The sequence below is a fragment of the Ideonella flava genome (assembly GCF_051857595.1).
In the GTDB taxonomy this organism is placed as follows: Bacteria; Pseudomonadota; Gammaproteobacteria; order Burkholderiales; family Burkholderiaceae_C; genus Ideonella.
The window spans coordinates 337,992-351,524 of record NZ_JBPZHD010000001.1 but is presented as its reverse complement, the minus strand read 5'-3'; the positions used below and the strand labels follow the sequence as shown (position 1 = coordinate 351,524).

General features: G+C 68.2%; 9 protein-coding genes. 3 read left to right on the top strand and 6 right to left on the bottom strand.

Going from position 1 to position 13,533, the window contains the following annotated elements; genetic code table 11:
* Positions 1–92 precede the first annotated feature (92 nt).
* From ACS5PM_RS01600 to ACS5PM_RS01575, 6 genes are all read right to left on the bottom strand, one after another.
* Complete coding sequence (locus tag ACS5PM_RS01600; RefSeq protein ID WP_439384726.1) at positions 93–3,152, bottom strand: sensor histidine kinase; 3,060 nt, start codon at positions 3,150–3,152, stop codon at positions 93–95.
* Between the two features lie 176 nt (positions 3,153–3,328).
* Positions 3,329–4,477, bottom strand: a complete 1,149-nt coding sequence (locus tag ACS5PM_RS01595; protein ID WP_439384724.1) for a vanadium-dependent haloperoxidase — start codon at positions 4,475–4,477, stop codon at positions 3,329–3,331.
* Positions 4,478–4,596: 119 nt separating this feature from the next.
* On the bottom strand, positions 4,597–5,457 hold the full coding sequence (locus ACS5PM_RS01590; protein ID WP_439384722.1) for an alpha/beta fold hydrolase: 861 nt from the start codon (positions 5,455–5,457) through the stop codon (positions 4,597–4,599).
* A gap of 192 nt (positions 5,458–5,649) precedes the next feature.
* Entirely contained in the window at positions 5,650–6,927 is a 1,278-nt protein-coding gene (locus ACS5PM_RS01585) for an alpha/beta hydrolase (RefSeq protein WP_439384720.1), read from the bottom strand.
* Positions 6,928–7,005: 78 nt separating this feature from the next.
* Positions 7,006–7,368, bottom strand: coding sequence for a GFA family protein (locus tag ACS5PM_RS01580; protein WP_439384718.1), 363 nt, complete (start codon positions 7,366–7,368; stop codon positions 7,006–7,008).
* A 33-nt stretch (positions 7,369–7,401) separates the two neighbouring features.
* Complete coding sequence (locus ACS5PM_RS01575; RefSeq protein WP_439384716.1) at positions 7,402–8,010, bottom strand: DUF1326 domain-containing protein; 609 nt, start codon at positions 8,008–8,010, stop codon at positions 7,402–7,404.
* Between the two features lie 93 nt (positions 8,011–8,103).
* Between ACS5PM_RS01575 and ACS5PM_RS01570 the strand changes: the two genes are divergently transcribed.
* From ACS5PM_RS01570 to aceF, 3 genes are all read left to right on the top strand, one after another.
* A complete protein-coding gene (locus tag ACS5PM_RS01570) occupies positions 8,104–8,886 on the top strand; it encodes a DUF2182 domain-containing protein (RefSeq protein ID WP_439384714.1) in 783 nt (260 codons plus the stop codon).
* A gap of 352 nt (positions 8,887–9,238) precedes the next feature.
* Positions 9,239–11,923, top strand: coding sequence for a pyruvate dehydrogenase (acetyl-transferring), homodimeric type (gene aceE, locus ACS5PM_RS01565; RefSeq protein ID WP_439384712.1), 2,685 nt, complete (start codon positions 9,239–9,241; stop codon positions 11,921–11,923).
* Positions 11,924–11,931: 8 nt separating this feature from the next.
* Positions 11,932–13,530 (top strand): dihydrolipoyllysine-residue acetyltransferase, encoded by a 1,599-nt coding sequence (gene aceF, locus ACS5PM_RS01560; protein ID WP_439384710.1) that lies wholly within the window; start codon positions 11,932–11,934, stop codon positions 13,528–13,530.
* Positions 13,531–13,533: the final 3 nt, after the last annotated feature.

Below are 13,533 nucleotides of genomic sequence, written 5' to 3'. Positions count from 1 at the left end.
TTCGCCAGGGGCGGCACGACAACAGCGTATCGCGAAAAGGGCCGCTGTCGCGTGGACGGGATCGTCGTCGGGATGACGCCTTGTCGGTCCCCTCATTCGCCGATCTCGCTGGGCGAAGCTTTCCTGGGCAGCAGCCACGACAGGGCGGGCGGGGGCTTGCGGTAAGCCCGCGACGAAGGCGCACTGAACTCCACTTCCGTGCCTGTCCCCACGCTGCTTCGGACGACGAGCTTGCCGCCGGCCACTTCGGCACGCTCGCGCATCCCGCCCAGGCCGAAGTGCCCTTCCTTCTCGCCCCGGCGAACCACCTCGGGGTCTATCCCCTTGCCGTCGTCGCGCACCCTCACGAGCAGCTGCCGCGCTTCGTAGTGGATCTCGACGTCGATCCGCTTCGCCTCGGCGTGGCGGAAGGCATTGCGCAGCGCCTCGCCCGCGATGCGGCAGGTCTCGTCGCGCACGATCGGATGCAGGGCCTGCGGCTGGCCGTGGACATAGACTCGCGCCGAGGTCGCACCGCCGCCCTCGTGGCCAAGCTCCTCGGCGAGCGCCCGCAAGGCGTCCGCCAGGTTGTTCGTCTCCACGGTCGAGGTCCGCAGGCCCTGCACGGTGTCGCGGCCCTCCGTGATCACCTCGGCCACCTGGTCGATGGCGTCCGTGAGGACCCGCTTCGATTCGCGCGGGCGATCGGGCAGCAGGTTGGACGCGGCCTGGAACTGCAGCAGCAGGCCGTGGAAACGCTGCAGCAAGGTGTCGTGCAGGTCGCGGGCGATGCGCGTGCGTTCGGCGACGCGTGCCTCCAGCGTCGTCTCGAACTGCCGCTGCAGCCGCCGGATGCGCAGGCGCAGCCAGAGCTGGAAACCCGCCCAGGCCAGGCCGATCAGCGCGACCGCCGATGCGACCCGAAACCAGGTCGTCTGGTAGAAGGCCGGCTGGATCGAGAAGTCCAGTTGCGCGCCTTCCTCGTTCCACACGCCGCTGTTGTTGGCGGCCTTCACGCGGAAGCGGTAGTGGCCGGGCGGCAGGTTCGTGTACGTCACCAGGCGCCTGTCGACGGCCTCCTGCCAGTCGGTGTCGTGCCCTTCGAGCTTGTAGCTGAAGCGAACGCTGCGCGGGTCGGCGAGGCTGAGCGCCGCGAACCCGATGGCGATGTCGCGGACCAGCGGCGGAAGGCCCGGGCCATTGGCGACCGCATAGGGCTTGTGGTCGGCCACCAGGGTCTCGATGTGGACCGGCGGGGGCACCGGGTTGGATGACATGTGGTCGGGCGCGAACACCTGGACCTCGCCCACGCCCACCGACCAGAGCTTGCCGTCCGGCCCTTTGGCCACGGGAGGCGTGAAGTAGGCCGGTGATTCCAGCTGGATGGGAACGCCGTCGGCGCCGCCCCACAGCTTGGTCGTCACCCGGCGGGCCGGGTCGGCGATCCACGCGGCCAGGTCGTCGCGCGAGACCCGCACCAGGCCGCAGACCGTGTACAGCCACAGCGACCCGCTGTCGTCCAGGGCCGACCAGTGGATCGAGTTGCAGGGCAGGCCGTTGGCGACGGAGAGCGTCGTGACGCGGCCATCCTTGATCCTGCTGAGGCCGCCTTCTCCGGTCGCCGCCCAGACGGCCCCTTCGGCATCGAGCCGGAGGCTGCTGGCGTGCACCCCCGCCAGTCCCTGCGCGGACGTGTAGGTCGCCTCGATCTTGCCGTCCTTGAAGAACGACACGCCGCTGCGGTCCCAGAACCCGAGCCACAGCCCGCCTCGGTCGGCAATGATGGTTTGGGCCTGTTTCTGGTGACCGAGCGTGGCCCACCCCACGTTCTCGACGAACCGGCCCCGGTACAGGCGGGCCAGGCCCTTGTTGCCGGACAGCCAGAGGTTGCCTTGCCCATCCCCGGTGATGGAGTAGATCTCGGTGCTGGGCCCGGCGTCGACCGTGACGAAGCGGTCGTTCGCGAAGTAGGCCAGGCCCCGGGCCGTGCTCACCCAGAGTCGCCCGTCGGCGTCCTGGTACTGGGCATGCACGTGCAGATCGGGCAGGCCTTCGCGCTCCTTGTAGACGATGGCCCTGCCGTCCTTCCAGCGCGCCAGGCCGTCGTTCGTGGCCACCCACACGCTGCCGTCGGTGGTGGCGAGCACTGACCTCGTCATCTCGTGCGGCAGGCCCTGCTTGCTCGACATCGTGGTCACGGGCAGCTTGCGGAAGCGGTCTATCCCCTTGTGGCTGCCGAACCAGACATTCCCTTCACGATCCTCGAACAGGCTGCAGGCGATGTTGCCGGACAGGCCGTCCGACCGCGTGAACGTGTCGGCCTGTCCGTCCTTGACATGGATGAGGCCCAGGCCTTCGGTGCCTATCCACAGGCCGCCGTCGCGGTCGCGCAGCAGCTTGTTGGACTTGACGTCGAGGTCGGGGATCCGTTGGTCGGGATTGCCGGCGAGACGCAGCGGCTGGGGCACGAGCCGTCCGCCGGCCAACTCCTTCAGCCCCCCGCCCATCACGCCGACCAGGACGTGGCCTTCGGGGGTCGTGGTCAGGTCTCCCACACGCTGGCCGGGCATCGGATAGAGGCGCGGCGACCCGGGGGTCCATCGCCAGACGCCGGTTTCTGCGCCCACCCACAACGTCCCGTCGCGGTCCTCGGCGAGGCTCCAGACGAAGGCGCCGAATCCCTTCTCCGGCGGCATCGAGCACTGGATCTTCCCGGCGCGAATGGCGCACAGCCGCCCGGATTCGGCGAGAACGCCGGCCCAGATGGTGCCGTCGCGAGCCTCCAGCAAGGACGTCACGAAGCCCTCGCCGATCTCCTCGTGCCGGCGAACGAACTCGCGGCCGTTCCAGCTCGACAGGCCGCTGTAGGTGCCCATCCAGAGCGTGCCGTCGCGCGACACCAGCAAGCTGTAGGGATTGGTCGGCAGCTTCTGGCCGTCCGGCGGCTGCCACTGCACGAACCGCAGGCCATCGAAGCGGAACAGGCCGAACGACCCGGCGATCCACAGGTAGCCGTCGGGTGTCTGCGCCATCGCGAAGACCAGGCCCAGCAGGGCGCCCTCGCGGGCCGTCCACGAGGTGTGCGCGTACTGCGAGATCTGGACCGGCAGATCGACGGCGAGGGCGGGCGATGGCGGCGTGAGCAGCGCCGATGCCAGGAGCAGGCCTGGCACGAGGCGTCTTTCACCAGGGCCTTTCGGTCGACTCACGCGACATCCTTCGCCATTCGACGTACGCCGACAGCGTATCGCGAAATGGCTGGCTGTCCGGCGCACGCAAGCGACGTCGCGGTGACCGACTGCTCGGCCAGCGGCCAGCCCCGGGGCTTGACCCGGGCCGCCGCGCAACTTCAGGGGACGGGCAGCAGCCGCTGCTGCAGCATGTGTCGGGCCACCTTGCGCCCCAGTTCCTCACCCTCTACCTGGTCCGTGCGCCAGTGAATGCCGCCCCAGACGCGCGCATTGGCGCACTCGGCGACGATGTCACGGATGCGCTTGTGCTGGCGCCTGAGTCCCGGCACGGCGGGGCTCGTCATCGTCAGCGCCGGCACCTCCCCGTCACCAAACTGCGCTTCCAGCACCGCCTGGGTAGCGCCCGCATAGCACGCATGGCCTGAGACATAGGCCGGGAACGGCGGTGTCGGGATCGCCGGCTCCCAGGCCTCGTCGGCTGGCAGATCGTCTCGGCCGGCGCCGGTGCGAATCGCCGTCACCGGGCGGAAGTTCTGGTACGCATACTTGGCGTCCCAACACGCCACCAGCGCGTCGGCGCCGGCCATCGCATGCAACGCGAACAGCCGACTGCTGGCGGCGAGATTCAGCCCGCCGGCCTTGGCGAGCTGGGCCGTGATCGGGCTCCATAGCACCACGCCCGAAGGAGTCCAGAAGTTGGCAAGCTGCGTCTGCTCGGCGGTACGAGTCGCGCTTGTCTTGCCCCCCATCTGCTTGACCTCCAGGTAATCGCGCCTGAACGCATCGCTGTCCATGCGCGGCGGCGGCCCCGGCCGAAACTGGGATCCCCGGTCCATCCCCCACGGCTCCACGCTGCCCCAGTGCGGCGCCAGCGCAGGCGCCCCTGCCGCGGGCACCCAGGCCCCTGCGCCGAACGACGCCTTGTAGGTCACCTGCGCATCGGCGCCGTCGTCGCGACGCAGCGCCAGCAGCATCTCGGCCGCGCGCTCGCCGACGACGACGCCATCTTGCCGCGCCGGGGCCGCAGGGATGGCCGCCAGCGAGCGCGTGAGCGCTTCGTCAAGCCGGCCGCGTTGATGGGGGTAGAGCGTGGTGAGTGCGAGATGCGCGGCGCTGGCGGCGGCCGATTCTGCGGACGCGCCGGCTGGTGCCGCAATGGCCTGGCTGTACGGCCTGTAGCGCCGCTCGATCGAGTTGACGGCCTCGAAGATGGCCGTATGCATGATCGCCGCGGCGCGGCTCTGCGCAAGCGCGTTCGCCTTCTCCATCTGCACGACGGCGACCAGTTGCTCGTTCCAGTCGCTCACCACGTCGGCGTGTGCCGGCGCCGTGACTACACACAACGCCAGCGCGAACGCGCGTACCGGGGTTGCATGCTGGAGCCGCACTTTGGAACCTCGCGCTGCGAGGCCTGTTGCGGGCGCCTTCACCGCTGCTGCCTCAGAAAGAGCATCACCGCTTCACTGAAGGCTTGCGGTTGGTCTGCCGGCCAAAGGTGGCGAGCGCCCGGTACGACGACATGCCGACTGCCGCCGATGCATCTTGCCGTCGCATCCGCCATGAGGCGGTATGACACCCGCGTCAACTCGCCTCGCGCGACAACGACCACGGGCTTCAATTGGCCGAGTTGTGCGCAAGCGATGGGAGGCGTCGGATCCGAGTCGAAGAACTCCAATGGCAACGTCCGCGCGTTGTCGATGGTCACCGCCTGTTCCGCCTTCGGCCAGCCATCCAGCGCACCGCTGCGGTTGTCCACGGCATCGAGAACCAGACGCAGTGCCGCCACGTTGTCGCCCGCACGAAGCGCCTTCACCGCCGGCGTGAATGCCGCGTCGCGATCCTCTGCCACCGCCTTGCGGTCGGCCTCTTCGGTGACGACGCTCGCGACGGGAGGTTCATAGACGAATGCGCTCCTCACGAGTTCTGGGTGCTGCAATGCCACGTTGAGCGCGACGACGCCGCCGGACGACCAGCCCACCAGGTGCACCGGGCCGGCACGCAGGCTGCGGATGAACCCGGCCAGATCGTCGGACTGCACCGGTACGCCGATCTTCGGCCATTCAGGGCGCCAGGGCTCGGTGCCGAAGTAGCGCTGGGTGTAGGCGACGACGTGGTACTGCCCGGCCAGCAGTGCGCGCTGCCGGTCCCAGGTTCGGTGGTCGGCAATCGAACCGTGTACCAGGACGACTGTGGGGCCATTGCCCTGCTCGACATAGGCAAGGCGCGCGCCGTTCACGTCGGCGTGGCGAACCGCGCCAGGAAAGCTGGTGCAGGCGACAACGACCATCAGCGATGCTGCGGTGCTGACAGCCGTCGCCCAGGTCCATCGGAATGTAGACATCGTGGCCATCCTTCAGGTCGTGCTTGGGACGACCAACAAGCTATGCCTGGGGAGCGCGCGAGTCTTTAGAGCGTGTTGAAATTTCCGCGAAGAAAACCTCAAGCACGGTCCGGCCCGGACCGTGGCTGCGTCAGGCGCTCAGCGCCTTCGGGAGGCGACGATCGGCAGTGCCGTGGCGCCGGCGGTGTTGTTCGATGTGTGCGCGCCGATCTTCGCCGGGGCATCGCCGAGCACGAACTCGTCGATCAGGCGATTCATCTGCGCGAACGCCGCCTCACCGCACAGCGGCACATGGTTCGGGCTGTCAAAAGGCACCAGCCGCGCACCGGCAATGCTCGACGCGACAAGCCGGCTTTCCTCGAACGGAACCATCGCGTCGTGCGGGTTGTGCAAGACCAATGTCGGGCAACGAACATCGGGCAGGTGCTCGCTGGCATCGTAGTCGGCGACCAGGCGCCGGATGTTCGCCGCCTCCTGTGGCGTGCAGGCGACCCGTTGCATCTCGTTGAACGAATGCATCTCATCCGCGCTGGCGCCCGGGTACATCTGGGAGGTCATGATCTGGCGAAACGCTGCGTTGTCTTGTGCCCAACCGTCTTCGATGAGTCGACAGTAGGCATCGAGATGCTGGGCAGTGATCGACGCCGCGCCGCGCCTCAGACCACCCCGTGCGCAGCAGCCGACCAGCACGAGATGGCTGACGCGCTCGGGGTGCAGCGCTGCAAACCGGATCGCGATCGCCCCGCCGCCCGAGACGCCAAGCAGCGCAAATCGGCCGAGCCCGGCCGCGTCGGCTACCGCTGCCATATCGGATGTCGAGCGCTCCAGCGTCGCCGGCGCCACGCCGCGATCCGACAGCCCCCAGTTGCGGCCGTCATAGCGCACCAGGCGGAAGCGCTGCGACAAGCCTTCAATCCACGGTCCGTAGACGAGGCTGCGCCAGTCCCAGTCGAGGTGAGTCATCCAGTGCGGCGCGCGCAACAGGATCGGGCCTTCGCCGCTTGCCGCGTAGGCGATGCGAGCGCCGTCGGCGCCAGTAGCGAAGCCGATGACTTGCTCGAAGCCGCCCGCAGGGGCGGGCGCGGCCGTTGCGGCGGCGCCCTCGCTCATCAGGCGGTAGCCGCGTTTGGGCACCGTCTGCACGATGCTGTGGGCGGTGTCACCAAGGGCGCGCCGGATCTCGGCGACGCATTGCGCGAGGCTGCCGTCGGTGACGATGACGTCGCCCCACACTGCGCGCATGAGTTCGTCCCGGGTGACGACATGGTTCCGCTGCGTGGCGAGGTAGCGCAGCACCGCCAGCGCCTGCGCGCGCAACTCGACCAGCGCCCCGGATGGATCGCGCAACTCGAGCCGCACGGTGGCGAAGGTGAATCCGCCCAGCGCAATGGTCGTGTCGGTAGCGTCGCTCGACATCGCTTCGCTTCGCTTCGGTAGGCAAGGCCATCATAGGCTGCCGTGACCGGCGCCGCCGGCTGGTCTTCGTGCTGCTGCTCAGTCGTCGAGGAACGTCCAGGTGTCCGCGCCGTCGAATCTGCGCACCCGCACCGAGGCGATCAGGGCCGGATCGAAGTTGCCGAGATTCACCCCGTGCCGCGCCCCGGGCGTCGGGGGCAGCGGCTCCCAGTGCGTGACGCAGCCGCAGGTGCGGCAGTGGATGGTGCTCAGCGTGCGGTCCCCTTGCACATAGGCCGCCGTGTGTTCTGGATGACCTTCGATCTCGACGGTGCCGAACTCGAAGTAGACCCACGGACCGCCTATTCGCCGGCACAGCGAGCAGTTGCATTGCGTTGCGACGGCAGGAGTCGAAGGAAGGCGCAGGCGGACGGCGCCGCAGTGGCAGGAGCCTTGGTGCATGGCGGGTGGGAGCGTGGTGCCGGGGGCGGGCGTTCAACCGCTCCAGGCGAATGGCGCGAAGTGCCCGTTGCGCGTTCCGGTGCTGTCGTCCCAGCGGATGCCGAATGCCTGGAACTTGCTGCGGATGGCCTTGGCCAGCGCCAGCCGGCTGGCGATGGGGTGGGGGGTGTTGTCCAGGCTCATGGGCTCATCGGCATTGCCGCCAGGCAGGCCCTCGCAGACCTGTTCGACAAGGTCGCCGGCGCGGGACGAACGGGTCATGCCGTTCATTTCGAACGTGATCGGCTGTCTTTCCAGGCCGGCCACCTTCCCGATCAGCGGACCGAGCGCCGCCAGCGGCCCGCCGGCCTGGCCGGTGGCGATGGCGCCGATCGCTTCGGCCTGCGCTGGCGAGGCGGCCGAATCGATGATGAGCCCGACGGTGAGGTTGCCGTCGCCCATCGGCCCCGGCGAATACATCACCACCATGAACTTCACGCCGTCGAGCGCGACGCCGTCCTTGGCACCCTTGTCCACGCGCATGGCCAGCGCGACCTTGCATTCGCCTTCCGTGGGGCGCCCCGCGAGATTGGTGTAGATGCAAGGACACAGCAGCGTGCAATTGCAAGTCTCCATGTACTGCCCCGAGATTTGCCAAGACATGACCGCCTCCTTGTGAAAAGGAACTGGCAGGATAGGCGGGCCACTGGCAATCTGCAAGCCGCCGGGCCGGCGGCCGAACAAGGAGCCGTGCAGGTGAAAACCAGCCCGTCGCCCCGCCGGGGCGACCTGTGGACGAGCGCACTGCGGCCGACGCTGCTGATCGTGGCGGCCGCCGTCGCGGGCTGGGCGTGCCTGGTGTGGATGGCCGTCGACATGGGGCATCCATGGGTCCGGCTCACGATGCCGGCGACCGCCCACTGGCATGGGTCCAACGCACTGGCGATCTTCGCGATGTGGTCGGTGATGATGGCCGCGATGATGCTGCCCTCGGCACTGCCGATGATCGTGACCTTTGCGCACGTGAGCGTGCAGGCGGGCGAGCAGGGAAGGGCACGCCTGTTCGTGGCGGCCTACCTCCTGGTGTGGACAGTCTTCAGCGCCGGGGCGACCGCGTTGCAGTGGGGATTTCAGGCGCTGCGCTGGGTCGACCCGATGGTCGTGAGCACGTCCCCGACGCTCGATGGCGTGCTGCTGGCCATCGCCGGCATCTACCAGTTCTCGCCGCTCAAGAAGATGTGCCTGGCACGCTGCCGGACCCCGTTCGGCTTCCTGATGGGCGAGTGGCGGGCCGGGGCTGCCGGCGCCTTCCGCATGGGCATCCGGCACGGCCTGTTCTGTGCCGGATGTTGCTGGGCCGTGATGGTCTTGCTGTTCGTCGGCGGCGTGATGAACATCGCCTGGATCGCCGCACTGTCGATCGTAGTCGCGGTCGAAAAGATGGCGCCGCGCGGCGATCGATTGAGCCTGCTGCTGGGCGTCGGGCTGATCCTGGCGGGAGCCTGGAAGTTGCTCACGGCCGCGCACGTGGCGTGGTGACGCCGGCCGGTGGATGGTGGCTGTTCGCAGTCGCCTCGCGCCGCCCGCACGCCCCGGACCCTGAAAGTGATCGCCCCCCCACCGCTCTCCGATCCACACGTTCCTCGCGCGGCCCGGCCGCGATGGCGTCACAGGGTTTGCTCTGAGAAGTCCCGCCGGGGGGCCGGACGAGCGATCGGTCACAAAGCCGGAGGCCCGGCGGCCGCCGGCGTCGTCGCGGGGTCGGTCTCAATCAAATCAATGACTTAGACGAGTCGTCCGGCACTGCGTCACGTGGCATGTGAGTTGCGAATAGAGGGGCTGGCCGCATCGGCAGGTGCGGACCAGACCATGACTCACAGGAGACCGGCACATGAGCACGACGGGCGACGTCGACCCCATCGAAACGGGTGAATGGGTCGACGCACTGAGCGCGGTCCAGCAGCACCGCGGCAACGGACGCACCAACTACCTCATCAACCGGCTGGTGGATGAAGGCCGGCGGGCAGGCGTCTATGTGCCGCGATCGCTGACCACGGCCTACTGCAACACCATCCCGCCCGAACGCGAGGAGAAGAGCAGCGGCGACCGGGCGATGGAGCACCGGCTGCGTTCCATCATCCGCTGGAACGCGATGGCGATCATCCTGAGAGCCAACAAGGATTCGTCCGAGCTCGGCGGCCACATCGCGAGCTTCCAGTCGGCGGCGACGCTGTACGACATCGGCTTCGGCCACTTCTGGCATGCGCCGACCGACACCCACGGCGGCGACCTGCTGTTCATCCAGGGTCACAGCTCGCCCGGAATCTACGCACGCGCTTTCCTCGAAGGGCGGCTGACCGAGGCGCAGCTGCTGAACTACCGCCAGGAGACCGAGGGCCACGGCCTGCCGTCGTACCCGCACCCCTGGCTGATGCCTGACTTCTGGCAGTTCCCGACCGTCTCCATGGGCCTCGGCCCGCTGATGGCGATCTACCAGGCGCGCTTCCTGAAGTACCTGCATGGCCGGGGTCTCGCCGACACGGCGCCGCGCAAGGTCTGGGCCTTCATGGGCGACGGCGAGATGGACGAGCCCGAGTCGCTGGGCGCGATCTCGCTGGCCGGCCGCGAGAACCTGGACAACCTCGTCTTCGTCATCAACTGCAACCTGCAGCGCCTGGACGGCCCGGTGCGCGGCAACGGCAAGATCGTGCAGGAACTCGAGAGCGTGTTCCGCGGCGCCGGCTGGAACGTCATCAAGGTGCTGTGGGGCAGCGGCTGGGATGCGCTGCTCGCCAGGGACAAGAGCGGCAAGCTGCTGCAGCGCATGGAGGAGTGCGTCGACGGCGAGTACCAGGACTTCAAGAGCAAGAGCGGCGCGTATGTTCGCGAGCACTTCTTCGGCAAGTACGAAGAGACCCGCGCGCTGGTCGCCGACATGAGCGATGACGAGATCTGGGGCCTGACGCGCGGCGGCCACGACCCGGTGAAGGTCTTCGCTGCCTACGCCGCCGCGGTCAAGCACACCGGCCAGCCGACGCTGATCCTGCCGAAGACGGTCAAGGGCTACGGCATGGGCGAGTCGGGCGAGGGGCAGATGATCGCGCACCAGGCCAAGAAGATGACGCAGGACGCGCTGCGCAACTTCCGCGACCGGTTCCAGATCCCGGTCACCGATGAAGAGCTGCCGAACGTGCCCTTCATCAAGCTGCCCGAAGACAGCCCGGAGATGAAGTACCTGCAGGAGCGGCGTGCGGCGCTGGGCGGCTACCTGCCGCAGCGGCGGCGCCAGTCGGCCGCGCTCGAGATCCCGCCGCTGGCCGCATTCGACCGCCTGCTGAAGGACACCGGCGAGCGCGAGATCTCGACCACGATGGCCTTCGTTCAAATGCTTGGCACGCTGGTGCGCGACAAGGCGATCGGCAAGCACGTCGTGCCCATCGTGCCGGACGAGTCTCGCACCTTCGGCATGGAAGGCATGTTCCGCCAGCTCGGCATCTGGTCCTCGCTCGGCCAGCTCTACAAGCCGCAGGACGCCGACCAGCTGATGTACTACCGCGAGTCCAAGGACGGCCAGGTGCTGCAGGAGGGCATCAACGAAGGCGGCGCGATGTCGAGCTGGATCGTCGCGGCCACCTCGTACAGCACGAACAACGTGCCGATGATCCCGTTCTACATCTACTACTCGATGTTCGGGCTGCAGCGCGTGGGCGACCTCGCCTGGCTGGCCGGCGACATCCGCGCCCGCGGCTTCCTGCTCGGCGGCACGGCGGGGCGCACCACGCTCAATGGCGAAGGCCTGCAGCACGAGGACGGCCACAGCCACATCCTCGCCGGCACCATCCCCAACTGCATCTCCTACGACCCGACCTTCGCGTACGAGGTCGTCACCATCATCCGCGACGGCATGCGGCGCATGTATGCCGAGCAGGAGGACGTGTACTACTACGTCACCCTGATGAACGAGAACTACCCGCACCCCGGCATGCCCGAGGGCAGCGAGGTGGGCATCCTCAAGGGGCTGTACTTGCTCAGCGACGGCGGCAAAACGCCCGAAACAGGAAAGAAGAAGGGCCAGCGCGTGCAGCTGATGGGCAGCGGCACCATCCTGCGCGAAGTGATGTTCGCGGCCGAGCTGCTGAAGAGCGACTTCGGCATCGCCGCCGATGTGTGGAGCGCCACCAGCTTCAACGAGCTGCGCCGCGACGGCATGGCGGTGGAGCGATGGAACCGGCTGCACCCGACCGAGGCGGCGCGCAAGAGCCATGTCGAGGCCTGCCTCGAAGGGCACGAGGGCCCGGTCATCGCCGCCACCGACTACATGCGCAACTACGCCGACCAGGTGCGCGAGCAGGTGCAGGCCGCGGGGCGTCGCTACACCGTGCTCGGCACGGACGGCTTCGGCCGCAGCGACTACCGGCGCAAGCTGCGCCGCTTCTTCGAGGTCGACCGCTGGCACGTGACGGTGGCCGCGCTGAAGGCGCTGGCCGACGACGGCGTCATCAAGCCTTCGGTGGTGGCTGAAGCAATCACCAAGTACGGCCTCGATGCCGAGCGTGCGGCCCCCTGGACTGTCTGAGGCGCGACATGAGTCAATCGATCGATATTCAAGTGCCCGACATCGGCGACTTCAAGGACGTGCCGGTGATCGAGATCTTCGTCAAGCCCGGCGACACGGTGAAGGCCGAGGACCCGCTGGTCTCGCTCGAATCCGACAAGGCGACGATGGACGTGCCGGCGCCGCGCGGCGGCAAGGTGAAGTCCATCTCGGTCAAGGTGGGCGACAAGGTCAGCGAAGGCAGCGTGATCATGGTCTTCGATGCCGACAACGGGGTCGCGGCCCCGGTCGCACCGGCCGAGGCGGCCAAGCCCAGCGTCACGGCGCCGCCTTCCGCCGTCAACGCACCGGCCGGTGTGGCGGACGTGCGCGTGCCCGACATCGGCGATTTCACTGACGTGCCGGTCATCGAGATCTTCGTCAAGGTCGGCGACACGGTGAAGGCGGAGGATCCGCTCGTCTCGCTCGAATCCGACAAGGCGACGATGGACGTCCCGGCGCCGCTGTCGGGGGTTGTCAAGGCGATCACGGTGAAGGTCGGCGACAAGGTCAGCGAGGGCTCGGTGATCCTGTCGCTGGCCACGGGCGAAGCGACGGCGGCGCCTCCTGCTGCAGCGGCGGTCGCGGCGGCTGCCGCTGCACCGGCAGCGTCCGCATCGGCAACCAGCACCGCCGGCACCGTCGACGAGGCCGGCTTCGCGCTGGCCTACGCCGGCCCGGCCGTGCGCAAGCTGGCGCGCGAGCGCGGTGTCGACCTCGGCAGGGTCAAGGGCAGCGGCGACCACGGCCGCATCACGCGCGAGGATGTCGAGGCCTTCGCCAAGGGCGGCGGCTCGGCGGCCTCGCCCGCGCCGGCCAAGGCTGCCTCCGCGTCCGCGGGTGGTGGCGGCGGACTCGACCTGCTGCCCTGGCCCAAGGTCGACTTCTCCAAGTTCGGCCCGGTCGAGCGCAAGGAGATGTCGCGCATCAAGAAGATCTCGGGCGCCAACCTGCACCGCAACTGGGTCGTCATCCCGCATGTGACGACCCACGACGAGGCCGACATCACCGAGCTCGAGCAGTTCCGCGTGCAGATGAACAAGGAGCTGGAGAAGTCGGGCGTCAAGCTCAGCATGCTGCCGTTCATGATGAAGGCGGCGGTGTCTGCGCTGAAGAAGTTCCCCGAGTTCAACGCCAGCCTGGATGGCGATGCGCTGGTGCTGAAGAACTACTGGCACATCGGCTTCGCCGCCGACACGCCGAACGGGCTGATGGTGCCGGTCATCCGCGACGTCGACAAGAAGACCGTGCCCGACATCGCCAAGGAGATGGGCGAGCTCGCCAAGCTGGCGCGCGAAGGCAAGCTCAAGCCCGACCAGATGCAGGGCGGCACCTTCACCATCAGCTCGCTCGGCGGCATCGGCGGCATCTACTTCACGCCCATCATCAACGCCCCCGAGGTCTCGATCATGGGCGTGTGCAAGAGCTACTGGAAGCAGGTCTCCACCGACGGCAAGCAGTACCAGTCGCGCCTGATCCTGCCGCTGTCCCTGTCCTGGGACCACCGCGTGATCGACGGCGCCGCCGCGGCGCGATTCAACGTGCATTTCGCCAACGTGCTCGCCGATCTGCGGCGCGTGCTGTTCTGAAGG